Here is a 24,995-nt window from a genome sequence, read left to right as displayed (position 1 = left end):
CATGAGCATCCTCAGCGGCGTCCAGGGCGCCCCCCGCGATCCGATCCTCGGTCTCACCGAGGCGTACAACTCCGACAGTCGCGACGAGAAGGTCAACCTGGGCGTCGGCGTCTATACCGATGAGAACGGCAAGGTGCCGCTGCTGGAGTGCGTACGCCGGGCCGACGACAAGCTGGCGGAGGGGCATGCGCCCTGGGGCTATCTGCCGATCGACGGGCTGCGCGCCTATGACGAGGTCGTGGCCCAACTGGTCTTCGGCGACTCGGTTCCCCGGGAGCGACTGGCCGTGGTCCAGGCACTGGGCGGCACCGGCGGGCTGAAGGTGGCCGCCGACTTCCTGCGCCAGCTGAACCACGACGGGAAGGTGCTGATCTCCGACCCGAGCTGGGAGAACCACCGGGCCCTGTTCACCCGGGCCGGTTTCACCGTGGAGAGCTATCCCTACTATGACGCCGCGACCCGCTCGGTCGACTTCGACGGCATGCTCGGGGGACTGCGCGCCGCCGCCCCCGGCACCGTGGTCGTGCTGCACGCCTGCTGTCATAACCCGACCGGCTATGACCTGACCCCAGAGCAGTGGGACCAGGTGCTCGAGGTGGTCCGCGAGGCCCAGCTGGTGCCGCTGCTGGACATGGCGTACCAGGGTTTTGCGAGTGGCATCGAGACCGACGGCCGGGCGGTACGCCTGTTCGCCGAGTCGGGTTTGACCACCTTCGTCACCACCTCCTTCTCCAAGACCTTCAGCCTCTACGGCGAGCGGATCGGGGCGCTGTCGGTGGTCTGCGCCGACGCCGACGAGGTCAAGCGGGTGCTCAGCCAGCTGAAGATCGTGGTCCGCACCAACTACTCCAACCCGCCCAGCCACGGCGCCAAGGTGGTGGCGATGGTGCTGGAGAACGACGACCTGCGCCAGCTGTGGGAGAGCGAGCTGGCCCGGATGCGCGACCGGATCAAGGCGATGCGCCAAGGACTGCGCGACGGGCTGCAGGTGGCCCGGCCCGAGGTGGACTGGTCCTACATCACCACCCAGAACGGGATGTTCTCCTATTCGGGGCTGAGCAAGGAGTCGATGGTCCGGCTGCGTGAGGAGTACGGCGTCTACGGGCTCGACTCGGGCCGGATCTGCGTCGCCGCGCTGAACGAGGGCAACCTGCCCCATGTCGTGGGCGCGATCGCCGCCGTCACCGGCCCCTGATCAAGGAATTGGATTGGCGCCAGCGCCGGCCGGATTGCTATCTTGGTCGACGGTGACGTGTCTGAGCGGCCGAAAGAGCTCGCCTCGAAAGCGAGTGTAGGGAGACCTACCGCGGGTTCAAATCCCGCCGTCACCGCCAACGCTCCGCCCCCGCCCAGCGCGTGGGCGGAGCCTCTTTTCGTTGGTCCGGGGGCGTCCGCGGCGGCGACTCGTTCCGTTCTGAGGAACAGGTGGTTCCGTGGCCGCCCGCGCGGGACGATAGTGTTCAGGTAGTGCCGAGATCGGTACCACGGGATAACTACGGCAAAGGAGCTGGGCGCCATGGGAGTAATTCGGCTGGGCTATGTGCACGCACGCGTCACCGACCTGGATGAGGCCAAGCAGCACTACGAGCGTACGCTCGGCATGAAGTTCCAGGGCGACATCGACGGCAAGGCCTATTTCAAGGGCTGGGACGAGTGGGATCACCACAGCTTGGTGCTCGAGGAGGGCGGCGTCGGTCTGGTCAAGCTGGGCTACAAGGTCGCGAACAACGAGGACCTCGAGCAGATCGAGCAGAAGGCGAAGACCTTCGGTGCGATGACCGAGCGGATGAGCAAGGGCGACAACCCCGAGGTGGGCGACGGCCTGCGGATCATCACCCCGAGCGACCACGTGATCGAGGTCTACAGTGAGATGACCGCGGTCTCCAACGAGGTCGGCTTCATCAACCCCGAGGTCTTCCCGCGGGAGCTGGCCGGGGTCGGTGTGCCCGCCATCGACCACGCGCTGATCACCGCCGAGGACCCGGCGCTGACCGAGAAGTTCTTCATGGACGTGCTCGACTTCTTCCCGACCGAGCGTGTCCAGACCTCCCTCGACGACGACCACCAGCTCGCCGGCTCCTGGCTGTCGGCCAGGATGAAGGTGCACGACATCGCCGTGATCGGTGGCCCGCAGGCCAAACTGCACCACTTCGCCTTCCAGCTCGACGACTGGAGCAAGGTCGGTCGCGCCGCCTCGCTGTTCTCGATGGACGACGTCTCGGTCGACATCGGTCCGACCCAGCACGGCATCACCCGCGGCACCACGATCTATTTCTTCGACCCCTGCGGCAACCGCAACGAGGTGTTCGCCGGTGGCTACCACGCCTACCGGGATCGCCCCGTGGTCCGCTGGACCGTCGATCAGCTCGGCAAGGGCATCTTCTACGTCGACCGTGAGCTGAACGAGCGCTTCACCACAGTGCTCACCTGATCGGTCACCCACTCACCCGACGGGGGCGGCGCCAATGGGCGTCGTCCCCGTCGTCGTGTCGGCTGTGAAAAGCTGGGCCCCGACGAGGGGAGTACGCGTGGAGCTGGACTGGTGGATGCTGGTCGGCTCGGTCGTGGCGCTTATCGCCATCATCTCCTCGCGGATCGGCACCCGACTCGGGCTCCCGTCGCTGCTGCTGTTCCTGCTGCTCGGCATGGCGATCGACGTGTCGCACGTGTTCCCGTCGTTCAACGACGCCGAGCTGGCGCACTCGCTGGGCTTCGCGGCCCTGGTGCTGATCCTGGCTGAGGGCGGGTTGACAACGCGGTGGGTGGAGATCCGCGGGGCGATCCCGGTGGCGGGGCTGCTGGCCACCGTCGGCACCCTGGTCAGCGTCGGGGTGATGTGGGCGTTCGGCACCTTCGTGTTGGGCCTGGATCCCTGGCTCGCGGCCCTGCTCGGCGCGGTCTGCTCGCCGACCGATTCGGCGGCGGTCTTCTCGGTGCTGCGCCGGGTGCCACTCCCCGCGCGGCTCCGCTCCACCCTTGAGGCGGAGTCCGGGCTCAACGACGCCCCGACCGTCCTGCTGGTGGCCGAGCTGAGCCGGCTGGCCGCCGGCGGACACCTGGATGGCGGCGTACCCGGTTTCGTCGCGATGGTGCTCTTCGAGCTGGCCGCCGGTGTCTTCGTGGGAATCGTGCTGGGCTGGTTCGGGGTCAAGCTGCTGCGCAACATCGCTCTGCCCAGCTCCGGTCTCTATCCGATCGCCACCGTCTTCTGGGCCGTGCTGGCGTACGGCGTCGGCACGGCGGTGCACGCCTCCGGATTCGCGGCGGTCTACGTCTGCGCGGTGCTGCTCGGCAACGGGCGGCTGCCGCACCGGGTGGCCACCCGTTCCTTTGTCGAGGGCATCGGCTGGATCGCCCAGATCGGCCTGTTCGTGATGCTCGGGCTGTTGGCGACTCCGGCCCGGATCACCTTGTACGCCGTGCTGGTCGCGCTGGCCGCCGGGCTGTTCCTCACCCTGGTCGCCCGGCCACTGTCGGTGCTGGCCTGTGCCAGTTGGTTCAAGGTGCCCTGGCGGCAGCAGGCGTTCCTGTCCTGGGCGGGCCTGCGGGGGGCGGTACCGATCATCCTGGCCACCGTGCCGATGGTGGAGCAGGTCCCGGGGGCCGAGGGGCTGTTCGACATCGTGCTGGTCATCGTGGTCGTGTTCACGCTCCTCCAGGCGCCGACCCTGCCGCGGGTGGCCAAGTGGCTCAGCGTGATCGAGCACAGCCCCACCGATGTCGAGGTCGAGGTCGCGCCGATGGAGCAGATCGCGGCCGACCTGCTGCAGATCCGGATCCCGGAGGGGTCGCGGTTGCACAACGTGGAGGTGGCCGAGCTGCGGTTGCCCCGCGACACGGTCGTCTCGCTGGTGATCCGCGACGGTACGCCGTTCACCCCGCACGGGCAGACGGCCCTGCAGGTCGGTGACGAACTGTTGATCGTCACCCCGGCCCGGTTCCGGGAACAGGTCGAGGAACGGCTTCGCGAGGTCGGCCAGTACGGCCGCCTGGCCAAGTGGCGCCGAGGCCTCGACCCCCAGTCCGAGGAAGACCTCGACTGACCCCTGAGTTCCCTCACCTTGTCGCACGGTGGCTGAGCTTGTCGAAGCCACCTGTGCCTCGCGTTCCAAGGGTCAGGCGGGCTGGGCGGTGGGCGGCCTGGGCAGGCAGACGGTGTTGCCGGTCACCTTGATGGTGGTGGGCGCGTTGTCGATCATCGACTCATAGTTGGTGCCGATGATCACCTCCACCGAGCGATCCACCCGGCCGTCGCCGACCTTCTCGAACCCCTTGAACTGGGAGGCGACCAGCTTGACCTCCGGGTTGTCCGGACCGGCGCCGCGGACGCTGGACTTCTCCTGCTGGTTCTCGGCGTTGCCGACCTTGGCGACCTTGAAACCCTGCTTCTTCAACTGCTGGGACACCTCGGCGGCCTTGCCGCGCTTGTTGCCGGCGTTCATCACCCGCACCGTGATCTGCTCCGACCGGAGCTGACCGTCGGTGACCGGGGTGTTCGTGCACGGCTCCACATAGGGCGGTGGCAGGGGAGCGGTGACCTTCTCATAACCCCACTTCGCCCCGAATCCGAGCAGGGCCAGCAGGGCGAGCAGGGTCAGCGGGGTCCGGGTGACCCGCCAGATCCGACCTACCACGCAATCACTCCTTGAACGGTGCTACGGAACCGGACCAGCCTACTTCAGTTCCAGCACGCGGGCGTGCATTGTCTGCCGCTGCTGCAGCGCGGCCCGCAGAGCACGGTGCAGGCCGTCCTCCAGATAGAGCTCGCCGCGCCACGACACGACGTGGGCGAACAGGTCGCCATAGAAGGTGGAGTCCTCCTCCAGCAGCGCCTCGAGATCGAGGGTGCGCTTGGTGGTCACCAGCTGGTCGAGACGCACCTGGTGCGGAGCGATGGCGGCCCACTGCTTCTGCACGTAGCCGTGGTCGGGGTACGGGCGGGTGTCGCCGACTCGCTTGAAGATCACTGTGCCACTGTAATCACCGGGCACGGGTCATCCCCGACGTTGATCATTACGATTTGGACCCGATGGCGGCTGCGCCCGGCGGCACCGCTGTGCCACGCTAGGGCTCATGAGTGAGACGCCGCAGAACCAGGCCGCCCAGCCACAGGCCAACCCCGCAGCACCCACGGCCCCCGCCGCCGCGCCCACCCTGTCGCCCCAGGCGCAGGCGATCGTCAAGGGCTACACCTTCGACGAGGGTTCGATCGGCCTCGGCGTGCTGATGGAGAACGACGCGCCGGTTCCGGCGGCCGGCGTACGCATCCCGCTCGGCATGCTGAACCGGCACGGCCTGGTCGCCGGCGCGACCGGTACCGGCAAGACGAAGACCCTGCAGGGGATGGCGGAACAGATCTCGGCGGCAGGCGTACCCGTCTTCGCCGCCGACATCAAGGGTGACCTGTCCGGCATGGCGTCGCCCGGTCAACCCAACGACAAGCTGACCGCCCGGGTGCAGAAGATCGGCCAGCAGTGGCAGCCGACCGCCTGCCCGGTCGAGTTCTACGCCCTCGGCGGGGTCGGCGACGGCGTACCCGTCCGCGCCACCATCACCTCCTTCGGACCCACCCTGCTGTCCAAGGTGCTCGGACTGAACGACGTGCAGGAGTCGTCGCTGGGGCTGGTGTTCCACTACGCCGACTCGCAGGGGCTGGCGCTGCTGGACCTGTCCGACCTGCAGGCGGTGCTCACCCACCTGACCAGCGACGAGGGCAAGGAGGAGCTGAAGACGATCGGCGGGCTGTCGGCGGCCACGGTCGGGGTGATCCTGCGCTCGATCATCAACCTGTCCTCCCAGGGCGCGGACAAGTTCTTCGGCGAGCCCGAGTTCGAGACCGCCGACCTGCTGCGACTCGCCCCCGACGGCCGTGGGGTGGTGTCGCTGATGGAGCTGCCCAACCTGCAGGACCGGCCGGCGCTGTTCTCCACCTTCCTGATGTGGTTGCTGGCGGAGCTGTTCCACGACCTGCCCGAGGTCGGTGACGTGGACAAGCCGAAGCTGGTGTTCTTCTTCGACGAGGCGCACCTGCTGTTCGACGGCGCCTCCAAGGCGTTCCTGGATGCGATCGCGCAGACGGTACGCCTGATCCGCTCGAAGGGTGTCGGCGTCTTCTTCGTCACCCAGACCCCCAAGGACGTGCCCGACGACGTGCTCGCCCAGCTGGGTTCGCGGGTGCAGCACCAGTTGCGTGCGCACACCCCCAACGACGCCAAGGCGCTGAAGCAGACGGTCGCCACCTTCCCGAAGTCGGCCTACGACCTGGAGGAGGCGCTGCAGCAGCTCGGCATCGGCGAGGCGATCGTGACGGTGATGGATCCCGACGGTGCGCCCACCCCGGTCGCCTGGACCAGGATGTTCGCCCCGCAGTCGCTGATGGCGCCGACCCCGCAGCCGCAGGTTGCCGCGGCCGTGCAGGCGTCCGTTCTGCAGGCGAAATATGGCCAGGCGATCGACCGCGAGTCGGCCCGGGAGATCCTCACCCGCCGGGTCGAGGACGGCGCCCGGGCCGCCGAGGAGGCCCGCATCGCCGCCGAACGGGCCAAGGCGGCCGAGGCGCAGGCCAAGCTCGATGCGAAGGCCCAGGCGGCCGCCGAGAAGGAGGCCGAACGCGCGGCCCGCGAGGCGGAACGCGCGGCCCGGGCGGAGGAGAAGCGCCGGGCCAACGAGAAGGGCCTGGTCGAGCAGGTGGTCGGCTCGCCGGTCTTCCGCGACATCGCCCGCACGGCCGGCCGCGAGATCGTTCGCTCCATCTTCGGTACGCGGCGCCGCTGAGGCCGCTGACACCCCTGGTGCGGACAATGGGGGATGGAGCAGCGACCAGGCGGGCCAGTGCGGACCACGGCCGGTCCCACGCCAGGTCCGGGTCAGGGGCTGACCGTTGTCACCGTGATCACCGTCGTGCTCGCCGGGGCCGGTCAGCTGATCCTCGGCTGGTTCGCGATGGTGGTGGCGCAGGGCAACCGCACTCACCCGTACGCCGACAGTGGTGGCCCGATCGTGATGATCGGCGCACTGATCCTCTTCGGTTGGACGCCCTATCCGGGTCTGGCGCTGTGGCTGAGCTGGACGGCCAGAGCGTCCGAGGCGCTGCTGCTCCGGGCGTCGCGGATGCGCACGATCGCCGGGGCGGTCGGGGTGCGCCCGCTGGCGCGCTGGCCCGGCTGGCTGGCGCTGCAGCTGTTGTTGGCAGCGGCGATGGCCCTGACCTGGTACCAGTTTCTCGGCGACCGCAAGACCCTGTCGCCGACCCCGGTGTTCACCTTCCAGTTGCTCGTCATCAGCGCCTGGACGCTGACGGCGGTGGAACTGCTGATCCGGACCAGGGATGCGATGGTGCGTCGGCAGCACCGGCGTTGACAGGCCCGCGAGGGGGAATCTTCCGGGTCCCGGCGGACGCGCGCCGATCCCGGCCGCGGTTACCGTCGAGATCGGCTGGAAGGGGCAGATGAGATGACGGGGACGGCGCGGACGGCGGTGGCGATCGCCACCTCCCTGCTGATGGTGCCCCCGGTCGTCTGGATGGTCAGCGGCGCCGGGCGTACACCGGACCCCGCACCCGAACCGGCACCGGTGGCCGCCGCCCCCGAATTCGCCGGCGCTGCCCCGTCGTCATCGGAACCCGACGGCTCGACGGACTTCCGGGCGCCCGAGCAGGCCACCCCCACGCCGACCCCGCCCCGCTCGTCGGCACCGCCCGCCCCGGCGCCACCCCCTGCTCCTGCTGCCGCCGCACCCGCGCCACCCGCCCCTGCGGGCCCACCGGGTGAAGCGGGCGGCGACGGCGGGCGTACCGCTGCCACCGCCCCCGCAACCGGCTGTGCCCGCGGACCGATCAGGCCGACCCGCTTCCAGGTGCCCCGGATGGGGGTGAACGCCCCGATGGTCACCGTCGGCAACGATCGCGACGGTAACCCCGGCGCGCCGCCGCTGTCGCAGCTGTTCACCACCGCCTGGTATCGCGGCTCCCCGGCCCCGGGCAGCGAGCGCGGCAACGTGATCATCAACGTGCACTCGTACGCCAGCGGCTCGGCCCTGGGCAACAACCTGCACGCCGCCGACGGACTACGCCCCGGTGACGTGATCAAGGTGGTGGGGGAGGACGGCCAGATCGCCTGCTATCGCTATCGGAGCAAGCTCAAGATCTCTGTGGCGGCGTACAACCCGAAGTCGAAGATTTATCACGATGATCATGGTCGCCCGCAGTTGGCGATCATGACCTGTTGGGACCGCAACGCGCGCACCGGGGTCTACGAGTCCCGGATCATCTTCTACGCCGACCGCGTGGTCTGATTCGCTTCCATAGGGTATGTCAATACCTTCATTGAAGAATCGTCTTGGCATGCGGACGAGTTTCCGGTCGGTCGGCCCGCACTCCTAACTTTCCGTCCATGACCCAATCGCCTCAGGCCGTCACGGCCGAGCGGCCGGTGGTGCGCAACGCCGCCGACGTAGCCCGCCTCGTGGCCAATCGCACCACCCCGCAGCGCGGCGCGCTCGCCGTCGTCATTCTCGCTCTGGGTGGCATCTTCATGGACGCCTACGACTTCTCCTCGCTCGCCTTCGGCATCACCGAGATCAAGAAGCAGTTCGGGCTCGACGGATTCATGACCGGACTGGTGAACGCCTCGATCATGGCCGGCGCCGTGGTCGGTGCGCTGATCGGCGGCTGGTTGGTCGACAAGCTCGGGCGCTACCGGCTGTTCATGGCCGACATGGTCTTCTTCGTGGTCGCCGCGATCGGCTGCGCGCTGGCGCCGAACGAGTGGGTGCTGATCGCTTTTCGTTTCGTGATGGGAATCGGCGTCGGTCTCGACCTGCCGGTGGCGATGGCCTTCCTGGCCGAGTTCTCCTCCCTGCGCGGCAAGGGCAACCGCAACCAGCGGGTCTCCGCCTGGTCGCCCGCCTGGTACGCCGCGACCGGCATCGGCTACGTCATCGTGCTGGCGCTGTTCCTGCTGCTGCCGCTGCCGCAGCAGCCGCACCTGTGGCGCTGGGTGGTCGGCTTCGGTGCCGTGCCGGCCCTGATCGTGCTGCTCGTCCGCCGTCGCTATCTGAAGGAATCCCCGCAGTGGTTGGCGAATCAGGGTGATCTGCGCGGTGCGGTCGATGTGCTGCGCACCTCCTATGACATCGACGCCGAGCTGGCTCCCGAACAGAAGCCGGCCGCGATCAGCCGGGAGAACCGGAAGAACGCCTTCGCCCGGCTCTGGTCGCCCCGCTATCGGATGCGCACCATCGCCGCCCTCTGCGTCAGCGTCTTCTCCACCTTCGGCTACAACGCGGTGGCGTACGGGACACCGCTGATCATCTCCGAACTGTTCGAACGCGGCCCGCTGGTGACCATCGGTTCCTCGCTGGTGATCAACCTCGTCTTCGGAGTGCTCGGCGGGCTCGCCGGCGTCACCCTGGTCGACCGGCTCGGCGCGCGGCGGATGACCCTGATCGGGTTCTCTCTGCAGGCGATCGCGCTCGGCGCGATGGCGCTGATCGGTGCGCCGAAGGGGGCGATCGCCTTCGTCGGGGTCGCCATGCTGGCGCTGTTCATCTTCGCCCAGGCCGGTGGACCGGGTGCGCACCTGATGTCGTACGCCACCCTCAGCTATCCGACCAGCATCCGCGGGGTCGGCGTCGGCTTCAACGAGGGGGTCAAGCGGGTCTTCTCGATCGTCTCCCTGGTCGGCTTCCCGATCCTGGCCGCCGCGCTGAAGACCGGGGTGTTCTGGGTGATCTTCATCTTCCCGCTGCTCGGTCTGCTGTCGATCGCGCTGATCCGCTGGGATCCGACCGGGGTGGACACCGACGCCGAGGAGTACGCCGACCAGACAGCTCGCGCCTGAGGCGCGTCACGCGAGTCACCGAGCGGCGTCTCGGATCCGGGACGCCGGCGGGGTCTCGGTTGGAAGCCGTCAAGCCCGACGGCGGCGTGGATCGCGCTGCTGATCCACGTGGTGATCGTGGTGGGCAAGCTCACCATCAACGCCCTGAACGCCTACGGCGGCTACATGTCGATCGTCACCACGTTGTCCGCGTTCACCAGGTCGGCCAAGGTGTCCCCGCTCACGCGGGTGGTGTGGGTGATCGTGTTCAACCTGATCGCGTCCGCCATCGCGCTGTGGGCCTCGGCGGACTTCCTGAACAACTTCAAGAACTTCGTGCTCGCCCTGCTGATGGTGTCACCCCGTGGTGGGCCATCAACCTGATCGACTATTACCTCGTCTCAAAGGAAAAGGTGGACATCCCCGCGTTGTACGACCCGGCCGGTCGCTATCGCGGTTGGCAGTGGGGGACCATCGCGGTGTACGCGTTCGGGGTGTTGATCCAGATCCCGTTCATGGCGCAGAAGCTCTACACCGGCCCGATCACCAAGCTGCTCAGTGGCGTGGACATCTCCTGGATCGTCGGTCTGGTGGTGACCGCGCCGCCATCTACTACCCCGTCGCCAAGCGCACGGTGCAGCAGCCCGGCCGGATGATCTATCCGGAGGAGTCGCAGCTGGAGAAGGAGACGGTGAGCGACCCGGTCTGAGTCCGGCGGCAGTCCTCAGGCGACAAAGTCGCGTACCTGCGCGGTGACCTCCTCGGCGCGCTCGAGGTGCACCAGATGCCCGGCGGCGGGTAGGTCGACCCGGCGTATCTCCGGCGCGCTCGCCTCGATCACCGCAGCGATCCCGCGGAAGTCGGGCAGGTCCTCGGTGCCGGAGATCAGCAGCGTCGGGGCGGAGAGGAGCGGCAGCCGCTCGACGTCGGGGAGGGCCGGCTTCTCCCGGGAGCGACCGGTCCAGGCGTCACCCGGGTACGCCTCGATGCTCGCCCGGACGGCATCGGCGGCTGCTGCGTCGTCGCGGATCGTGTCGAAGATCGGGTGCCGCCACCAGAGTTCGCGGGCGCCCGCCAGGTCTCCGGAGCGGGCTGCGGTGGTCACCTCGCGCCAGCGTCCGATCCATTCGGGCGACCACTCCCAGCCGGTGATCGCGGGGCTGAACAGGACCAGCCGGCGTACCCGGTCTGGATGGGTGAGGGCGACGTTGAGTGACACGCTGCCGCCCATCGACACTCCGACCAGGTCGCACCGACCGATCTCGAGGAAATCGAGCAGGGACAGCAGATCCTCGGTGTGGCTGAACCGCTCCTCGTCCAGCGCGGCTGAGGAACCAAAGCCGCGCAGGTCGTAGCGGACCGCCCTCCGGCGCTGGGGGAGGGCGCCCCACAGGTCGTCCCAGGTGCTCCGGTCGCCGCTCATCCCGTGCAGCAGCACGATTGCGGGGTCGTCGCCGTCACGGACTTCTGTCGCCAGCCGCGCGTTCGGTACGCGGACCTCGATCTGTCGGCACATGCCGCGATCGTACGCAGGCCTCAACGCGCCCGACGCGTACGCTCCCCGGCCGCCTCGCGGCGCAACCGGGTCCACTCCGCGGCCAGGTCGGGATCCTCGCGCACCAGCAGAACCAGCCCGCAGTCCTGCGGCCCGGTCGCCCCGGGGAAGCACAGGCTGCACGGATCCGTCGGCCGGATCGGGCAGCGCGGTTCGGGTTGCTTCACGCGAGAGATTCTACTACGAGGTGTCGTAGAGATTCGCCGGAGGGGCTTTCCCACCGGTGAACATGTATCGAAGGTTGCGCTCTCCAGGTCCACCCTGATCCGCGAAGCGGGACTTCAGATCCTCGGCAAGTCGTTTGATCGCCTGGCTGCCGGGCAGCGAGGATGAAATGCGAAACGCCGCCTCGACCAGGTCCGGTCGGGCGGCGTTCCCCTTGTCAGCGCGCGGAGGATAGGGGATTCGAACCCCTGAGGGCTTGCACCCAACCCGCTTTCCAAGCGAGCGCCATAGGCCACTAGGCGAATCCTCCGCCGGGTAGCGTACCCCGACTCCTTGCCTGACGCGAAACCGAGTTACTCCGCGAGGAAGCGCTCGATCACGGTCGCCGTCTGTACCGGCACCTCGTCGGCGTGGTAGTGGCCGGCGTTCGCCAGCACCCGGGCAGTGCCTGGCACCAGGTCTGTCGGATCGTCGCCTCGCCCAGCGCCGGGTCGTGCCCCCGACCACTGCCAGCGCGGGCACCTCGACCCCGCTCAGCTCCGTGGCGAAGTCCGCCGCGGCCCACGCCTCGAGGTGACCGCGGAACGCCTCGACGCTCGACTGTTCCAGGGAGTGGTCGACGATGGCGTTCATCCACACCGGGGTGTTGCGGTTTCCGGTGGTGAAGTCGACGATCGCGTAGCGCTTCTCCCGATCATCGGGTGCGCCGAAGAACAGCGCGTGGGTCTGCCCGCCGAACGGTGTCGGCGTGGCCCCGACCGGCGACAGGCCGACGATTCGGCGTACCCGATCGGGGGCCCTGGCCAGCACCCGCAGCGCCGCCGCGCCGCCCATCGAGTGGCCCACCAGTGAGAACGTCTCGACCCCGAGTTCGTCGGCCAGGGCCAGCACGTCGGAGGCGATCTCCTCCAGCGTGTACGCCCCCGCCTCGCCCTTGCGCGTCCCGTGGCCCCGGTAGTCCGCGAAGAGGTGTCGGAACCGGCCCCTGTCGAGCAGGTCGGGCGTGCTGCCCCAGGCGGCACCTGAACCGAACCGGCCGTGCAGCCAGATGACGGTGTGCTCGGGAATCTCGGTGGTGGGATGCGCGTCGTTGCTCATGCAGCGGAGCCCACGCCGACTGGATTCCGCGCCGCGGGGGCCCTACACTCGACCCAGGTCCCCCGTGTGGCGTTACCTCACCCAACTCCCCCAGGGCCGGAAGGCAGCAAGGGTAAGTGGGCTCTGTCGGGTGCGCGGGGGGCCCTTTTCATGCCCGCTGCGGCTGCGCCCTCAGGCCACTCTGAGCCCGTCGAGCAACTCGGTCAGCCCGGGCAGCTCGTCGTGCGCAGCGGTCCAGCTCTCGCCGGTGAGCGGGAAATCGGTCGGTTCCAGCCCGCTCAGCGCCCGGCGTACCGTCTCGTCGGCGCCGTCCGGAACACTGCAGACCAGGTGACCGTAGAGGTACGCGGTCAACGCATACACCGTCGCGCTGGCGGTGGGCAGCGCCATCCCCGCACCGGTGAGCACGCGTAGCAACTCCTCGTTCAACCGCATCGAGTGCGCGCCCACGATCCGTCGCGAGGCCAACAGCGCGGTCAGCCCCGGCCGGTCCCGGATCGCGGTCCAGATCCGGCGTACCGTCGACTCGATCCGCTCCCGCGGGCTGCCGCTGCCCCCCAGGATCGCGGGCAGTCCGAGGGTGCCCAGGAACCGGTCGCCGACCTCGTTGGCCAGCTCAGCCAGGTCGGCGAAATAGGTATAGAAAGCGTTCGGGGTGGCGCCCGCCTCCGCGGCCAACCGGCGCAGGCTCAGCGCGGCCACCCCCTCGCGGTCGAGCAGGCGCTCGCCCGCCGCGAGCCAGGTCCCGCGATCCAGGTCACCCCGGGGTCCACGCCTGGGGGACCGCTCAGGGTTCCCACGAATGGTGCCGCTCATCGCAGCGACGATACGTTCTATTTGTGCAGCGTACAAATAACCGCGCGGTGGCGCTCTTTGTGATCCTGGTCCTCACATCCATGGTGGCGCTCTGCCTGCCCTTCCTGCTGACCCGCACCGAGGTTCCGGCCTGGCTGCTGTTGATCGGCCGCTGGATGCCGGCGCTGGTCAGCCTGCTGGTGCTGAAGCTGGCGGTACGCCGCGGCACGCTGGTCGCCTGGTGGCGGCTGCGCCCCGGCGGCTGGCGTCGCCTGCTGATCGGGTACGCGGCAGCGGTCGCGGTCACCAGCGCGGTCGCCGTGATCGTCTTCGGCATTGGCCGCCTGCTCGGTCTCATTGCCACGGCCCCCGAGCTGCCCGGCCTGCTGGTCACCGCGGCGACGGTGCTCGTCACCGCCGCGCTGCTGAGCCTCAGCACGCTCGGCGAAGAGGTGGCTTGGCGGGCCTTCCTGCCGCAACTGCTGCCCGGGTTGGGTTTCTGGGCGAAGGCGTCGTCCATCGGACTGTTCTGGATGCTGTGGCACGTGCCGCTGCACGCCAGCTATGTGCTGGCCGGGGTGATGCCGCTGTCGATCGCCATCGTCAGCACCCTCACCCTGCTCGCGGTGGCGCCGCTGTGGCAGGCGCTCGCGGACCGGTTCGGCAGCGTCTGGCCGGCGGTGTTCGCCCACGCGGTGCCGCTGACCCCGCTGGTGCTGGCCGATCTCGGAGCCGCGTCCGTGCCCGGGCTGGTCGGCTATGGGCTGATCTGGGCCGTGGTCTCGATCCTCGCCACCGAGCTGCTGCGCACCGGGCGCTCACACTTCCTCCCCCAGGAGGAAGTCCACCGCTGAACCGGGCCTACCCTCGAACCCTCCTGGCTGCGCCGCGTCCCCAAGCTCGACCTGCTGCTGGCGGCCCTGCTGCTCGCGGTCGCCCGGATCGAGGCGCCAACGGTGCGGAGGCGATCGAGCTCGCCCGCCCCGAGCGCCCGGACGTGATCCTGATGGACCTCCGGATGCCCGTGCTCGACGGGTCGAGGCGACCCGCCGGATCCTTGAAAATTTCCCACCAGCACGAGGATCCTGGTGCTCACCACCTTCAACGTCGACAGTTGGTCACCGGTGCCCTCGGTGCCGGAGCCCGCGGATTCCTGCTCAAGGACGCCGACCCCGCGATGGTGCTGGACGGCATCCGCGCCGTGCACCGGGGCGAGGGCGTGCTTGACCCGGCCGTCGCCACCCATGTGGTGGCGGCGTGGCGGCACACCGCCAAACGGTCATGGCAGTCATCCTAGGGGCGCACCGGTGCGGCGGCCGGCGGTGGGAAATGTCGGAGCCGCGCACTAGGGTTCTTGGCGTGGCGGAGGAAGACGAGTTCACCGACGACTACGGCTTCGAGCCATTCGAGCAGGAGGGCGAGGCCCTGTTCGGGGGCGACGAGCCGGCCGAACCCGCGCCCGCCCAGGCGGCACCGCCGGCGCCACCCGCCCCGAGCCGGCCCGAGCGTACGCCCGCCCCGAGCGCTCCGCTGGCGCTCTATCGCCGCTATCGGCCGGACACGTTCGCCGACGTGATCGGCCAGGAACACGTCACCGATCCGCTGCAGCGGGCGCTGGTGAACAACCGGGTCAACCACGCCTACCTGTTCTCGGGCCCACGCGGCTGCGGAAAGACCACCTCCGCGCGGATCCTCGCCCGTTGCCTGAACTGCGAGCAGGGCCCCACCCCGACCCCATGCGGGAAGTGCCAGTCGTGCACCGACCTGGCCCGCGGCGGCCCCGGCTCGATCGACGTGATCGAGATCGACGCGGCCTCGCACGGCGGCGTCGACGACGCCCGCGACCTGCGGGAGCGGGCGTTCTTCGCCCCCGTGCACAGCCGCTACAAGATCTACATCGTCGACGAGGCGCACATGGTGACCACGGCCGGGTTCAACGCCCTGCTGAAGCTGGTCGAAGAGCCGCCGCCGCACGTGAAGTTCATCTTCGCCACCACCGAGCCCGAGCGGGTGATCGGCACCATCCGCTCGCGGACCCACCACTACCCGTTCCGGCTGGTCCCGCCCAAGGTGCTGCAGGCCTACCTGGCCCGGCTCTGCGAGGCCGAGGGGATTGCGGTCGAGCAGACCGTGCTGCCGCTGGTGGTCCGCGCCGGGCAGGGCTCGGTCCGCGACTCGCTGTCGGTGCTGGACCAGCTGCTCGGTGGCGCGGCCGAGTCGGGAGTCTCGTACGCCCAGGCCACCGCCCTGCTCGGCTACACCCCCGACTCGCTGCTGGACGAGGTCCTGGACGCGTTCGCCGCCGGGGACGCGGCCGGGGTGTTCGCGTGCGTGGACAAGGTGATCGAGGTCGGCCAGGACCCCCGCCGCTTCGGCGAGGACCTGCTGCGCCGACTCCGTGACCTGGTCATCGTGGCCGCGGTGCCCGACGCGCTCGGTTCCGGGCTCGTCGAGGCCGCCGAGGACCAGGGGGAGCGGCTGCAGTCCCAGGCCGCCGCGCTGGGCGCCGGTGAACTGACCCGGGCCGCCGAGGTGATCGCCGCCGGCCTGACCGAGATGCGCGGCACCACCGCCCCCCGGTTGCACCTGGAGCTGATGTGCGCCCGGGTGCTGCTGCCGGGCGCCGACGTGGACGACCGTGGGATCCACGCCCGGTTGGACCGGTTGGAGCGGCGGATCGGTGTACAGGTCCCCGGTGATCAGATCGCCCCCGAACCCGCCGCCGCCCAGACTCCGCCCCGAACCCAGGAACCCCAGACAGCAGCTCCAGCCCCCGTGCCACCCCCCGCGCCGGAGCAGGCACCCGAACCGGTCCGGTCCGCTCCCGCCGACCGAGCACCGACCGCCCCCAGGGCAGACCCCAGAGCCGACCCGCCCGCTGCCCAGCCGGCCCCGCAACCGACCGGGCTGAGCACCGCGGACGTCCGCCGGCTCTGGCCCGAGGTGTTGGAGGAGGTCAAGACCCGCCGCCGCTTCACCTGGATCCTGGTCTCGCAGAACGCTCAGGTGCACGAGGTGCGCGACGGTGCCCTGGTGCTGGCGCTGAAGAACGCCGGCGCCCGCGACTCCTTCGGCAAGAGCGGCCACCAGGACGTCGTCACCGACGCGCTGGTCCAGGTGCTCGGAGCCAATCTGCGGATCGAGACGCTGGTCGACGGTGGCGCTTCCGCCGAGGAGCCGGCGCGGGACCCGTGGTCCGGGCGTACGCCGGAGCGCCCGGCGCCGGCGCGTCCCGCCCAGCCGGTCCGCGACCCCGAACCGGATCCGGAGCCCGCCGCTGCAACCGCCGAGCCACCCCCACAACAGCGCCGGCAGCCCACGGATGCGCAGTCGCCCGAAGGCGCCAACGGGCGTACCGAAGCCCCGGCACCCAGCCCCGAGCTGACCCAGCTGTCGGCGAAGGCGCGCGAGGGGATCCGGCCGACCCGGCACGCCGGCAGCGCCCCGCCCGACGACGAACCGGAACCGGATCCCTACGATGACTATGACCCGGACTCCGCCCCCGAGGTCAGCGAGGGCTCGCACGGTGAGCTGCTCAGCCGGCACCTCGGCGCCCAGTTGATCGGCGAAGAGGAATCCGGCGCATAGTCTTGATACCGGCACACCGCACACCACAAGGAGAACCGATGTTGCCCGACGGCATGGACATGAACGCTCTGCTCGCCCAGGCCCAGCAGATGCAGGCCCAGATGCAGCAGGCCCAGGAGGAGATGGCCGAGGCCGAGTTCGAGGGCAGCGCCGGGGGTGACCTGGTGCAGGCGACCCTCACCGGTACCGGTGAAATCAAGGCGCTGGTGATTAAGCCCGAGGCCTGCGACCCCGAGGACACCGAGGCGCTGGCCGACCTGGTCATCGCCGCGATCCGCGACGCCAGCCACAAGGTGCAGGTGATGACCGAGGCCAAGTTCGGCGGCATGGCCAACGGCCTGGGCTTCTGAGCGAGGGGAGCCACCTTGTACGAAGGTCCGGTCCAGGACCTCATCGACGCCCTCGGCCAGCTGCCCGGGGTGGGGCCGAAGAGCGCCCAGCGGATCGCCTTCCACGTGCTCTCCGCCGACCCGGCCGAGATCGAACAGCTCGCCGACACCCTGCGCCGGGTGAAGGCGACGGTGAAGTTCTGCGAGGTCTGCTTCAACGTCTCCGAGTCCGAACGCTGCCGCGTCTGTCGTGACCCGCGTCGCGACCAGACGGCGATCTGCGTGGTGGAGGAGTCCAAGGACGTCGTCGCGATCGAGCGGACCCGCGAGTTCCGCGGCACCTATCACGTGCTCGGCGGGGCGATCTCGCCGATCGACGGGGTGGGGCCGGGGGATCTGAAGATCCGCGAGCTCTGCCAGCGGCTGGCCGACGGCACCGTGCAGGAGGTGATCATCGCCACCGACCCCAACCTGGAGGGGGAGGCGACGGCCACCTACCTGAGCCGGCTGCTGCTGCCGATGGGGGTCAAGGTGGCCCGGTTGGCCAGCGGGTTGCCGGTCGGCGGCGACCTCGAGTATGCCGACGAGGTCACCCTCGGTCGGGCGTTCAGCGGCCGGAACTACGTGTCGGCCTGAGCCTCCAGCTGGATGCATTCGAAGACGTTGTCGTCGCTGTGACGGGCAACCAGCCGCGGGCCGTTGGGTCCGCGTGCGGGGCCCTCCAGCACCTCACCCCCGGTCTCGGTCCACCTTGTGCTTCAGCAGCCGACGAGACGATTGTGTCCGAACCCGCCGACGGACGGCAGTCATAGAGCCTCTATGCATACGCATTGCATGGCCGAACAGCACGGCCACCCGCGGGCGACGCAATCGGAATCTCGGTTACTTGGTCGTAATCATGTTTCTTGAGACAACCCCTTGCGCCTGAGTTCCCGAATCTGCATTGTATGCGTATGCATTTGAACCCCGAGGACCACCGTCTGATCTCCGGCAGCTTCACCGTGATCAAGGAACCGCCCGGCCGTGACGCTCCGGCCCAGCAGGATCCGAAGGTGGTCGAGACGGTCACCGGCATGCTGCGGGACATCGAGCAGAACGGCATGGACGCAGTGCTGCGCTATGCCCGCGACCTGGACGGGTTCACCGGGGACGACCTGGAGATCGATCTGGCGAAGGCCGAGGCCGACTTCGCCGAGTTGCCCGAGTCGCTGCGTCAGGCCCTCGACACGGGCGCCGAGCGCACCCGAATCTTCGCCGAGATGCAGCGCAAGCACCTGGTCGACTTCTCCGCCGAGGTGATCCCCGGTGTCGAGTGCGGCCAGAAGTACGTCCCGGTCGGCAACGTCGGCTGCTACCTGCCCGCCGGTCGCTTCCCGTTGCTGGCCAGCGCCTTCATGACCGTCGGCGTGGCCCGCGCCGCGGGCGTACCGAACATCGTCTCCTGCACCCCGCCCAGCCGCGGCGGGCAGGCGCACCCGGCCGTGCTGTATGCCGCGAAGGCCTCCGGCGCCGAGAGGATGTACGCCGTCGGCGGCGTCCAGGCGCTCGCCGCGATGGCGTTCGGACTGCTCGACGGGGTGCCGTCGGACATGATCGTCGGCGCCGGAAACGCCTACGTCGCCGAGGCCAAGCGGCAGCTCTATGGCAAGGTCGGCATCGACGTGCTCGCCGGCCCCTCCGAGGTCGCCGTGCTGGCCGACGAGACCGCGACAGCGCAGATGGTCGCGGCCGACCTGCTCGGTCAGGCCGAGCACGGGCCCAGCTCGCCGGCCTCGCTGGTGACCACCTCCGAGCGGTTGGCCAAGGAGACGCTGGACGAGATGGACCGCCAGCTGGAGGGCCTGGCCACCCGCGACATCGCCGGGAACGCCTGGCGGGAATACGGGTCGATCTATCTGGCCGAGGACCGCGAGACCGCCTGCCAGATCATGGACATCCTCGCGCCCGAGCACCTCGAGGTGCTGGCCGACGACCTGGACTGGTGGCTCGGCCGGCTCACCAACTACGGTTCGCTGTTCCTCGGCGAGTGGTCCACGGTGGCGTACGCCGACAAGGGCATGTCCGGGACCAACCACGTGCTCCCCACCGCCCGGGGTGCGCGCTACACGGCCGGGCTGTCGGTGCTCGGCTTCCTCAAGCAGCTCACCTTCCAGCGGGCCACCCGCGAGGCCACCCGGTCCCAGGCCGATCCGGTGGTCACCATTTCCGACTTCGAGCAGATGCCTGGTCACCGGGATTCCGCTCAGCTGCGACTCGACCTCATCGAGCGCGACAACTGAACCCCGCCGCCCGGCACTCGATAGTCCGCGTGGTCCCGACCTACGGCTCGCAGGGCAAGCTCGAACCGCTCGATGATCTGTTCAACAAAGACAACCTGACCGAGCTGCGCGCGGCCGCCGACAAGATCCAGAAGAGCGGTGATCTGAGATAACCGGTCGCCCTGCCCTGGTTGGCCAGCGCCGACATCGGCACCTGGTACGGCAACATGATGCTCACTCAGGGCAAGACGTTCGTCGATCCGGCGACCAAGAAGCCGAACTTCAACTCCCCCGAGGCCAAGACGGCATTGGAGGAGACGAAGGCGCTGCTGCCCTACATGGATCCGCAGGTGACCACCTTCGATCAGCCCAAGGTGCAGCAGCATGTACAACGGCACCGCCGCCATCTCGGTGATGTTCTCCGGCCGGATGAACGACCTGGTGCACCAGAAGAATTCGCAGCACTACGACAAGATCGGCTTCGCCGCCTCGCCGTCGATCACCCCCGGTGGCAAGTCGGTCGCGTAGCTGTTCACCGTCGGACTGGCGGCGATCTCGGTGGTGCTCACCTTGATCCTCGGCTACATCTTGGCCAACATGGTCAACCGGCTCGGGCGGGCCCGGCCGCTGGTGCTCGGCATCATGCTCATCTCCTACGTGATCCCGCACGTGGTCGGCGCGACCGCCTTCTCCTGGCTGTTCGACACCAACTTCGGCGGTGTGGCCAACCTGCTGTTCTCCAATCTGTTCGGGACCGAGGTGCTCTGATTCACCGACGTGTGGCCGAACCGGCTGATCATCCTGCTGAACGTGATGTGGTCCACCCTGCCGTTCGCCATGCTGATGATCCTGGCCGGCCTGCAGGGGGTGCCCGAGGAGACCCTGGAGGCGGCACAGATCGACGGGGCCGGCACCCTGTCGGTGTGATCATCCCGACCATCCGCGGCGTGATGGTGTTCGTCTCGCTGATCATGATCATGGACAAGCTGCGGGTGATGGACAACCTGATCCCGTTGAGCACGCAGGCCACCTCGATCGGCAACAAGTCGATCATGCTGTACGTGTTCCACACCGCCTTCACCGACGGGTCGCCGCAGCTGGGCCTCGGCAGCGCGATCAACGTGCTCACCATCATCCTGATCCTGATCGCGCTGTGGCCGTCGGTCCGCGGGATCCTGAGGAGGCTCGTCATGGCTGACCTGACCGCTGACCACCTCGTCCACCCCGTGCGGCCCAGGCGACGGCTGGGCACCAGCCAGGTGCTGATCGGCGTCTTCCTCGCCGCGACCTGCGTGATCATGCTGGCCCCGTTCCTGTGGACGACACTGTCGGTGATCAAGCCGACCAATGTCGCCTTCGCCAATCCGCCGGTGTGGAGCTTCACCCCGTCCGCGCAGGCATTCGTGGACCTGTGGCAGACCTCCGATTTCTACAAATACCTGTTGAACACGATCGTGGTGGCGGTGATCTCCACCATCGTGGCGCTGATCATCGGGCTGCCGGCGGCGTACGCCCTCTCCCGCTTTCCGAGCTATGTCGGCGATCATTCTCGTGCTGGCGCTGATCTTCCGGGCACTGCCGCGATTTTGCGGTGGTGCTGCCGATGTGTGAGCTGACCCGCGCGTTCGGCATCTATGACACCACCCCGGCACTGGCCCCGGACTGATCGCGATCAACCAGCCGTTCTCCATCTGGCTGCTGCGCAACTTCTTCGCCGAGCTGCCGCACGAGCTCGACGAGGCGGCCATGATCGATGGTCGAGGCGACCGCCTGGACCCCACCCAGCAGATAGATCTCGTCGGCGCCGGCCAGGTTGCATGGCGGCGACGGTGGCGGCGGGGATCTCACCACGGATCGGCGGGGTGCAGGCGATCACCCGCGGTACCCCGGCGACCTTGGCGGTGATGATGGTCATGTGCGCCGAGGCCGTCAGCGGATACTTGCCACCGGGGATGTAGGCCCCGGCCGAGGACACCGGCACGTGCTTGTGTCCGAGGAACACCCCGGGCAGGGTCTCCACCTCGATATCGGTCATCGAGTCGCGCTGGGCCTGGGCGAAGTTGCGGATCTGCTCCTGCACGAACGTGATGTCGTCGATCACCTGCTGGTCCAGGGTGCCGATGATGCGCTGGATCTCCTCGGCCGGCAGCCGGAAGGACTCCGGCTCCCACTTGTCGAACTGGGCCGAGCACTTCTGCACCGCCGCTTCACAGCGCTCGCGGATGTCGGCGATCAGGGCGGCGACGCGCTGCTGGACGTCGGCCTGGCTGGTGTCGATGAACGACTTCGACTGTCCGGACTTGCGAACCATGGCCACGGTGCACCTCTCGGCAATAGACATACGTATGCCCTACATTGGAGGTGGCGCCGTTGGTGCCGTCAAGTGCGGTGCGCGGTGGCGGTCACCATGCAAGACGGCCGGTCGGCCAGGGGTGGGTTAACCTGTCCCCGCTCCCGGCGGCCGTCCGTGGTCCGGTGCAAGGAGGTCTCGTGGTCACCAGTGAGGATGTGGCGCGCTATGTCGGCGTGTCGCAGCCGACCGTCTCCAGGGCGCTGCGTGACGATCCCAAGGTCTCCCGGGCGACCAAGGCGCGGGTTCGGGAGGCTGCCCGGCTGCTCGGTTATGTGCCGAGCGCGACCGGGCGGGCCTTGGCGGTGGGGCGGTCGCACCGGATCGGGCTGCTGCTCACCGATGTGGAGAACGCGTTCTATCCTTACCTGATCGCGCCGCTGTACCGCGCACTGCTCCAGGCCGGCTACGAGATGGTGCTGCTGGCGGAGGCGGAGGAGGCCGGCCCGATCGCCGAGCGCATCGTGGCCAACGGCCTGGACGGGGTCGTGCTCACCACCTCGACCACCGATTCGGCCCTGCCGCGCCGGTTGCAGGACCGCGGGATGCCGTTCGTCTACCTGAACCGGACCGTGCCGGCGGTGCCGGCCGACTCGGTCGTGGTGGACGCCACCGCCGGTTATCGCGAACTGGCCGGTCGGCTGCGTGAACTGGGCCACCGCCGCGTCGGCGCCCTGCTCGGTCCGGTCAACACCAGCACCGGGTTGCATCGCGAGGCCGTGCTGCGCGAGGCGCTGTCGGCCGCGGACCTGGTCCTCGATGAGACGGCGGTCCGCCGTGGCCCCTATGACGTGGCGTCGGGATGGCAGGGGATGCGGGAGATCCTCCGCCTGACGCGGCGCCCGAGTGTGGTGATTTGCGGCAACGACGTGGTGGCCGTGGGGGCACTGAATGCGGCCGCCGAGGCGGGGGTGCGCGTGCCGAGGGAGGTCTCGGTGGTCGGATTCGACGACCTGCCGATGGCCGGGTGGCCCGTGCTGGATCTGGCCACCGTGGCCTTCGACCTGGCCGAGATGGCCCGGGCCGCGGTCGGGCTGATCACCGATCGGGTCGAGGGCCGGGGTGGCCCCGGGCAACAGCAACAGGTGTTCTCGACCGCCCTCGTGCAGCGCGGCAGCCTGGCCGAGGCCCGGGGGCGCGGCGCCTGAGCCCGAGCTGCGCCGGCGGTCGCGGTCCCGCGATCCGGCGTACCCTTGCATTCGATCAGTGCATACGCATACAGTCCTGAACCGGTTGCACACCCAGGCCCCTTTGGGGTGAGAGGAAGACATGGCACTCGATGAGGTGGCCTACCGGCCGTACGCAGACCCCGACGCCTTCATCCGCGAGGTCACCGACCTGATCTGGGTCGACAAGGACATCTCCCACATCTACGACAACTACGAGCCGGACTCGATCGTGCACGGCCCGTTCGGCATCGCCGTCGGGGTCGAGCAGGTGGTCCAGGGCAGCATGATGCGGATGTCCCAGGACTACAACCACATCGGCCAGGCCGAGGACGTGGTCTGGGAGGCCCGCGGCAACGACGCCTTCCTCAGCTCCCACCTGGTGCTCTCGGTCGACCCGGTGGACACGCCGAAGGGCCGGCGGTTGACCCGCAGTTACACCTCGCCAACTGCCTCTACCGGCGCGGACGGATGGTCGAGGAGTAGGTGGTCCGCGACGAACTGGCTAAGGTGCTGAACCGTGGCCTCGACTCCGACGAGGTCGCCCACAACCGGAAGTTCCTCGGCTACACCGGCAGCCTCACCGAGGATCCGCCGGTCGACGTGCTGGCGGCCGGAGACTCCGGCCCCCGCCCCGACGACCACCGTGGCGAGTGCGAACTGGTGCTGGAGATGCTCGAGAGTGTCTGGAACCGCCGCAATCTGCACAGCATCAAGAAATTCTTCGACCGCGACCTGGTCCTGCACACCGTCGGCAACCAGACCGCCATCCGGCCGCACGGTTACGGCGAGTCCCTGCTCGGTCTGGTTGCACCCTTCCCGGACGGACGGGCAGTTCCAGGTGCGCGACGTCCAGGCGAACCACGGTGTCCGCTATGGCGGCCTGCGCATCGCGGTGCTGTGGAAGCTGGTCGGACGGTACGCCGGGGTGGCGAGTTTCGGCTCCCTCACCGAGGCCCCGGTCGAGGTCCTCGGGGTGTCGCAGTTCCACCTCCACGAAGGACGGATCATCCGCGAGACCCGCGTCTACGACGAGATCGGGCTGCGGGCGCAGATCAACGCCGGCCGCGGCGACCTGGCGCACGACTTCGACAATCTCTACTGATCGAGGATCCTGCGATGACCACCTCTGCACACCAGAGCCCCGGCGAGCTGCGTCGGCGTACCATCACCCGGGCCGACTGGGTCCCTTGCAAGGCGGCCTTCATCGACTGCCGGACACCGGGCTCGGATCTGAAGGACAACTACTCCTTCATCGGCGTGGGGGTCTCGCAGAGTGCCGAACAGTTCATCAACTTGAGCGAGCCGCACGGCTTCCAGACCGGCGCCGCGGGGATGCCGCACGGCACCACCAACAGCCTGCATGTGCACTTCACCGCCGAGGTGTTCATCAACTTCGGCGGCACCTACCGGGTCCGTTGGGGGGCCGAAGGTGCCGACGGGGAATACCTGTCGACCGACGGCGACATCATCTCCGCGCCGCCATGGATCTTTCGCGGATTCACCAACGAGGGCAGCGTTCAAGGCGTGCTGCTGACGGTGCTCGGTCACGACTACACCGGCGGCATCATCTGGGGACCTTCGGTGCTGGAGCAGGCGGCGGACCACGGCCTCTACCTGACCCAGGACAACATGCTGGTGGACACCGTCGCCGGGCAACCGGCCCCGCCGCTCGAGGGCCGGATCACGCCGATGGACCAGCGCGAGATCGACACGCTGACTCGCTATTCGCTCGAGGCGGGGGAACTGGTTGCCGTGCACCGGAAGGTCCACCTGTGGGGCACCGAGTCCCAGGTCTTCGACGCGGGCACCCTCCCGGTCCCGGTGCTGGAGACCGCGGCCGGGAGGATCGCCCCGCTGGTCTGCTATGACC

29 protein-coding genes, 2 tRNA genes, 1 other RNA gene and 2 pseudogenes are annotated in these 24,995 nt (G+C 68.9%); 26 read left to right on the top strand and 8 right to left on the bottom strand.

Annotation, left to right across the window (positions count from 1 at the left end):
- The first annotated feature begins 1 nt into the window (after position 1).
- From CGZ93_RS00235 to CGZ93_RS00220, 4 genes are all read left to right on the top strand, one after another.
- Positions 2 to 1,195 (top strand): amino acid aminotransferase, encoded by a 1,194-nt coding sequence (locus CGZ93_RS00235; RefSeq protein ID WP_094362152.1) that lies wholly within the window; start codon positions 2 to 4, stop codon positions 1,193 to 1,195.
- A gap of 51 nt (positions 1,196 to 1,246) precedes the next feature.
- Positions 1,247 to 1,334: transfer RNA gene (locus CGZ93_RS00230), tRNA-Ser, on the top strand.
- A gap of 182 nt (positions 1,335 to 1,516) precedes the next feature.
- Positions 1,517 to 2,431: a catechol 2,3-dioxygenase gene (locus CGZ93_RS00225; RefSeq protein WP_094362151.1), complete on the top strand. Its 915-nt coding sequence runs from the start codon at positions 1,517 to 1,519 to the stop codon at positions 2,429 to 2,431.
- Positions 2,432 to 2,465: 34 nt separating this feature from the next.
- Positions 2,466 to 4,043 carry a potassium/proton antiporter gene (locus CGZ93_RS00220; RefSeq protein WP_407643908.1) on the top strand — a complete coding sequence of 526 codons (1,578 nt, stop codon included), beginning with the start codon at positions 2,466 to 2,468 and terminating at the stop codon, positions 4,041 to 4,043.
- Positions 4,044 to 4,115: 72 nt separating this feature from the next.
- Here CGZ93_RS00220 and CGZ93_RS00215 read toward each other — a convergent pair whose 3' ends face one another.
- Both CGZ93_RS00215 and CGZ93_RS00210 read right to left on the bottom strand, forming a co-directional pair.
- Positions 4,116 to 4,634 (bottom strand): LytR C-terminal domain-containing protein, encoded by a 519-nt coding sequence (locus tag CGZ93_RS00215; protein WP_094362150.1) that lies wholly within the window; start codon positions 4,632 to 4,634, stop codon positions 4,116 to 4,118.
- A gap of 39 nt (positions 4,635 to 4,673) precedes the next feature.
- Complete coding sequence (locus tag CGZ93_RS00210) at positions 4,674 to 4,967, bottom strand: type II toxin-antitoxin system VapB family antitoxin (protein WP_094356383.1); 294 nt, start codon at positions 4,965 to 4,967, stop codon at positions 4,674 to 4,676.
- A gap of 106 nt (positions 4,968 to 5,073) precedes the next feature.
- Between CGZ93_RS00210 and CGZ93_RS00205 the strand changes: the two genes are divergently transcribed.
- The 6 genes from CGZ93_RS00205 to CGZ93_RS19165 all read left to right on the top strand — a co-directional run bounded on the left by CGZ93_RS00205 (position 5,074) and on the right by CGZ93_RS19165 (position 10,474).
- Positions 5,074 to 6,774, top strand: a complete 1,701-nt coding sequence (locus tag CGZ93_RS00205) for a helicase HerA-like domain-containing protein (RefSeq protein WP_094362149.1) — start codon at positions 5,074 to 5,076, stop codon at positions 6,772 to 6,774.
- Between the two features lie 33 nt (positions 6,775 to 6,807).
- On the top strand, positions 6,808 to 7,359 hold the full coding sequence (locus CGZ93_RS00200) for a hypothetical protein (protein ID WP_141211010.1): 552 nt from the start codon (positions 6,808 to 6,810) through the stop codon (positions 7,357 to 7,359).
- 93 nt (positions 7,360 to 7,452) lie between these two features.
- Positions 7,453 to 8,292, top strand: a complete 840-nt coding sequence (locus CGZ93_RS18130; RefSeq protein ID WP_141211009.1) for a class F sortase — start codon at positions 7,453 to 7,455, stop codon at positions 8,290 to 8,292.
- 98 nt (positions 8,293 to 8,390) lie between these two features.
- On the top strand, positions 8,391 to 9,839 hold the full coding sequence (locus tag CGZ93_RS00190) for an MFS transporter (protein ID WP_094362146.1): 1,449 nt from the start codon (positions 8,391 to 8,393) through the stop codon (positions 9,837 to 9,839).
- Between the two features lie 108 nt (positions 9,840 to 9,947).
- On the top strand, positions 9,948 to 10,202 hold the full coding sequence (locus CGZ93_RS19170) for a hypothetical protein (RefSeq protein WP_229117092.1): 255 nt from the start codon (positions 9,948 to 9,950) through the stop codon (positions 10,200 to 10,202).
- 29 nt (positions 10,203 to 10,231) lie between these two features.
- Entirely contained in the window at positions 10,232 to 10,474 is a 243-nt protein-coding gene (locus CGZ93_RS19165) for a cytosine permease (protein ID WP_229117091.1), read from the top strand.
- Between the two features lie 68 nt (positions 10,475 to 10,542).
- Here the strand turns inward: CGZ93_RS19165 and CGZ93_RS00180 are convergent, their stop codons facing one another.
- The 4 genes and pseudogenes from CGZ93_RS00180 to CGZ93_RS19945 form a co-directional block, all read right to left on the bottom strand.
- Complete coding sequence (locus CGZ93_RS00180; RefSeq protein ID WP_094362145.1) at positions 10,543 to 11,334, bottom strand: alpha/beta fold hydrolase; 792 nt, start codon at positions 11,332 to 11,334, stop codon at positions 10,543 to 10,545.
- A gap of 20 nt (positions 11,335 to 11,354) precedes the next feature.
- A complete protein-coding gene (locus CGZ93_RS00175) occupies positions 11,355 to 11,540 on the bottom strand; it encodes a DUF6767 domain-containing protein (protein WP_094362144.1) in 186 nt (61 codons plus the stop codon).
- A gap of 223 nt (positions 11,541 to 11,763) precedes the next feature.
- Positions 11,764 to 11,848, bottom strand: a tRNA-Ser gene (locus CGZ93_RS00170).
- A gap of 200 nt (positions 11,849 to 12,048) precedes the next feature.
- Positions 12,049 to 12,636 (bottom strand): annotated as a pseudogene (locus CGZ93_RS19945) (alpha/beta fold hydrolase); the annotation flags it as partial.
- A 53-nt stretch (positions 12,637 to 12,689) separates the two neighbouring features.
- Here CGZ93_RS19945 and ffs point away from each other — a divergent pair.
- Positions 12,690 to 12,786: signal recognition particle sRNA small type (gene ffs, locus CGZ93_RS00160), an RNA gene on the top strand.
- Between the two features lie 21 nt (positions 12,787 to 12,807).
- Here the strand turns inward: ffs and CGZ93_RS00155 are convergent.
- A complete protein-coding gene (locus tag CGZ93_RS00155; RefSeq protein ID WP_094362143.1) occupies positions 12,808 to 13,452 on the bottom strand; it encodes a TetR/AcrR family transcriptional regulator in 645 nt (214 codons plus the stop codon).
- Between the two features lie 23 nt (positions 13,453 to 13,475).
- Here CGZ93_RS00155 and CGZ93_RS00150 point away from each other — a divergent pair, with 23 nt between their 5' ends.
- The 11 genes from CGZ93_RS00150 to CGZ93_RS00115 all read left to right on the top strand — a co-directional run bounded on the left by CGZ93_RS00150 (position 13,476) and on the right by CGZ93_RS00115 (position 21,222).
- Entirely contained in the window at positions 13,476 to 14,285 is an 810-nt protein-coding gene (locus tag CGZ93_RS00150; protein WP_141211008.1) for a CPBP family glutamic-type intramembrane protease, read from the top strand.
- Positions 14,286 to 14,545: 260 nt separating this feature from the next.
- A complete protein-coding gene (locus tag CGZ93_RS18620; RefSeq protein WP_176451566.1) occupies positions 14,546 to 14,728 on the top strand; it encodes a response regulator transcription factor in 183 nt (60 codons plus the stop codon).
- Positions 14,729 to 14,760: 32 nt separating this feature from the next.
- Positions 14,761 to 17,019 carry a DNA polymerase III subunit gamma and tau gene (locus tag CGZ93_RS00140; RefSeq protein WP_094362140.1) on the top strand — a complete coding sequence of 753 codons (2,259 nt, stop codon included), beginning with the start codon at positions 14,761 to 14,763 and terminating at the stop codon, positions 17,017 to 17,019.
- Between the two features lie 38 nt (positions 17,020 to 17,057).
- Entirely contained in the window at positions 17,058 to 17,369 is a 312-nt protein-coding gene (locus CGZ93_RS00135) for a YbaB/EbfC family nucleoid-associated protein (protein WP_094362139.1), read from the top strand.
- 15 nt (positions 17,370 to 17,384) lie between these two features.
- The gene (recR, locus tag CGZ93_RS00130) at positions 17,385 to 17,984 is read left to right on the top strand and encodes a recombination mediator RecR (protein WP_094362138.1); all 600 of its coding nucleotides are present in this window, start codon (positions 17,385 to 17,387) and stop codon (positions 17,982 to 17,984) included.
- A 311-nt stretch (positions 17,985 to 18,295) separates the two neighbouring features.
- Positions 18,296 to 19,627 (top strand): histidinol dehydrogenase, encoded by a 1,332-nt coding sequence (gene hisD / locus CGZ93_RS00125; RefSeq protein WP_229117089.1) that lies wholly within the window; start codon positions 18,296 to 18,298, stop codon positions 19,625 to 19,627.
- Positions 19,628 to 19,656: 29 nt separating this feature from the next.
- A complete protein-coding gene (locus CGZ93_RS19665; protein ID WP_267489697.1) occupies positions 19,657 to 19,779 on the top strand; it encodes a hypothetical protein in 123 nt (40 codons plus the stop codon).
- A 211-nt stretch (positions 19,780 to 19,990) separates the two neighbouring features.
- Positions 19,991 to 20,134: a hypothetical protein gene (locus CGZ93_RS18615; protein WP_176451565.1), complete on the top strand. Its 144-nt coding sequence runs from the start codon at positions 19,991 to 19,993 to the stop codon at positions 20,132 to 20,134.
- Between the two features lie 30 nt (positions 20,135 to 20,164).
- Complete coding sequence (locus CGZ93_RS00120; protein ID WP_094362136.1) at positions 20,165 to 20,374, top strand: sugar ABC transporter permease; 210 nt, start codon at positions 20,165 to 20,167, stop codon at positions 20,372 to 20,374.
- Positions 20,375 to 20,383: 9 nt separating this feature from the next.
- Positions 20,384 to 20,533: a sugar ABC transporter permease gene (locus CGZ93_RS18125; RefSeq protein WP_141211007.1), complete on the top strand. Its 150-nt coding sequence runs from the start codon at positions 20,384 to 20,386 to the stop codon at positions 20,531 to 20,533.
- Entirely contained in the window at positions 20,530 to 21,222 is a 693-nt protein-coding gene (locus CGZ93_RS00115) for an ABC transporter permease family protein (RefSeq protein WP_094362135.1), read from the top strand. The genes CGZ93_RS18125 and CGZ93_RS00115 overlap by 4 nt, the downstream gene beginning before the upstream one ends.
- Before the next feature lie 56 nt (positions 21,223 to 21,278).
- Here the strand turns inward: CGZ93_RS00115 and CGZ93_RS00110 are convergent, their stop codons facing one another.
- Positions 21,279 to 21,917 (bottom strand): histidinol dehydrogenase, encoded by a 639-nt coding sequence (locus CGZ93_RS00110; protein WP_229117088.1) that lies wholly within the window; start codon positions 21,915 to 21,917, stop codon positions 21,279 to 21,281.
- A 179-nt stretch (positions 21,918 to 22,096) separates the two neighbouring features.
- Between CGZ93_RS00110 and CGZ93_RS00105 the strand changes: the two genes are divergently transcribed.
- From CGZ93_RS00105 to CGZ93_RS19940, 4 genes and pseudogenes are all read left to right on the top strand, one after another.
- Positions 22,097 to 23,104 carry a LacI family DNA-binding transcriptional regulator gene (locus CGZ93_RS00105; RefSeq protein ID WP_229117087.1) on the top strand — a complete coding sequence of 336 codons (1,008 nt, stop codon included), beginning with the start codon at positions 22,097 to 22,099 and terminating at the stop codon, positions 23,102 to 23,104.
- A gap of 121 nt (positions 23,105 to 23,225) precedes the next feature.
- On the top strand, positions 23,226 to 23,639 hold the full coding sequence (locus CGZ93_RS19160; RefSeq protein ID WP_229117086.1) for a hypothetical protein: 414 nt from the start codon (positions 23,226 to 23,228) through the stop codon (positions 23,637 to 23,639).
- A gap of 324 nt (positions 23,640 to 23,963) precedes the next feature.
- The gene (locus tag CGZ93_RS19155; RefSeq protein ID WP_229117085.1) at positions 23,964 to 24,227 is read left to right on the top strand and encodes a hypothetical protein; all 264 of its coding nucleotides are present in this window, start codon (positions 23,964 to 23,966) and stop codon (positions 24,225 to 24,227) included.
- 14 nt (positions 24,228 to 24,241) lie between these two features.
- Positions 24,242 to 24,994: pseudogene (locus CGZ93_RS19940) on the top strand (nitrilase-related carbon-nitrogen hydrolase); the annotation flags it as partial.
- Between the last annotated feature and the right edge of the window lies 1 nt (position 24,995).

It is taken from the genome of Enemella dayhoffiae (assembly GCF_002250625.1).
In the GTDB taxonomy this organism is placed as follows: domain Bacteria; phylum Actinomycetota; class Actinomycetes; order Propionibacteriales; family Propionibacteriaceae; genus Enemella; species Enemella dayhoffiae.
The sequence above is the reverse complement of the archived record's forward strand: the minus strand, read 5'-3'. Positions and strand labels throughout refer to the sequence as shown.

Excerpts from the sequence above, each read along its gene's own strand:
- CGZ93_RS00235 (WP_094362152.1), top strand. The coding sequence starts at position 2 with ATGAGCATCCTCAGCGGCGTCCAGGGCGCCCCCCGCGATCCGATCCTC.
- CGZ93_RS00225 (WP_094362151.1), top strand. The coding sequence starts at position 1,517 with ATGGGAGTAATTCGGCTGGGCTATGTGCACGCACGCGTCACCGACCTG.
- CGZ93_RS00220 (WP_407643908.1), top strand. The coding sequence starts at position 2,466 with ATGGGCGTCGTCCCCGTCGTCGTGTCGGCTGTGAAAAGCTGGGCCCCG.
- CGZ93_RS00205 (WP_094362149.1), top strand. The coding sequence starts at position 5,074 with ATGAGTGAGACGCCGCAGAACCAGGCCGCCCAGCCACAGGCCAACCCC.
- CGZ93_RS00200 (WP_141211010.1), top strand. The coding sequence starts at position 6,808 with ATGGAGCAGCGACCAGGCGGGCCAGTGCGGACCACGGCCGGTCCCACG.
- CGZ93_RS18130 (WP_141211009.1), top strand. The coding sequence starts at position 7,453 with ATGACGGGGACGGCGCGGACGGCGGTGGCGATCGCCACCTCCCTGCTG.
- CGZ93_RS00190 (WP_094362146.1), top strand. The coding sequence starts at position 8,391 with ATGACCCAATCGCCTCAGGCCGTCACGGCCGAGCGGCCGGTGGTGCGC.
- CGZ93_RS00180 (WP_094362145.1), bottom strand. The coding sequence starts at position 11,334 with ATGTGCCGACAGATCGAGGTCCGCGTACCGAACGCGCGGCTGGCGACA.
- CGZ93_RS00155 (WP_094362143.1), bottom strand. The coding sequence starts at position 13,452 with ATGAGCGGCACCATTCGTGGGAACCCTGAGCGGTCCCCCAGGCGTGGA.
- CGZ93_RS00140 (WP_094362140.1), top strand. The coding sequence starts at position 14,761 with ATGTCGGAGCCGCGCACTAGGGTTCTTGGCGTGGCGGAGGAAGACGAG.
- CGZ93_RS00135 (WP_094362139.1), top strand. The coding sequence starts at position 17,058 with ATGTTGCCCGACGGCATGGACATGAACGCTCTGCTCGCCCAGGCCCAG.
- hisD (WP_229117089.1), top strand. The coding sequence starts at position 18,296 with ATGCGTATGCATTTGAACCCCGAGGACCACCGTCTGATCTCCGGCAGC.
- CGZ93_RS18615 (WP_176451565.1), top strand. The coding sequence starts at position 19,991 with ATGTACAACGGCACCGCCGCCATCTCGGTGATGTTCTCCGGCCGGATG.
- CGZ93_RS00110 (WP_229117088.1), bottom strand. The coding sequence starts at position 21,917 with ATGGTTCGCAAGTCCGGACAGTCGAAGTCGTTCATCGACACCAGCCAG.
- CGZ93_RS19160 (WP_229117086.1), top strand. The coding sequence starts at position 23,226 with ATGGCACTCGATGAGGTGGCCTACCGGCCGTACGCAGACCCCGACGCC.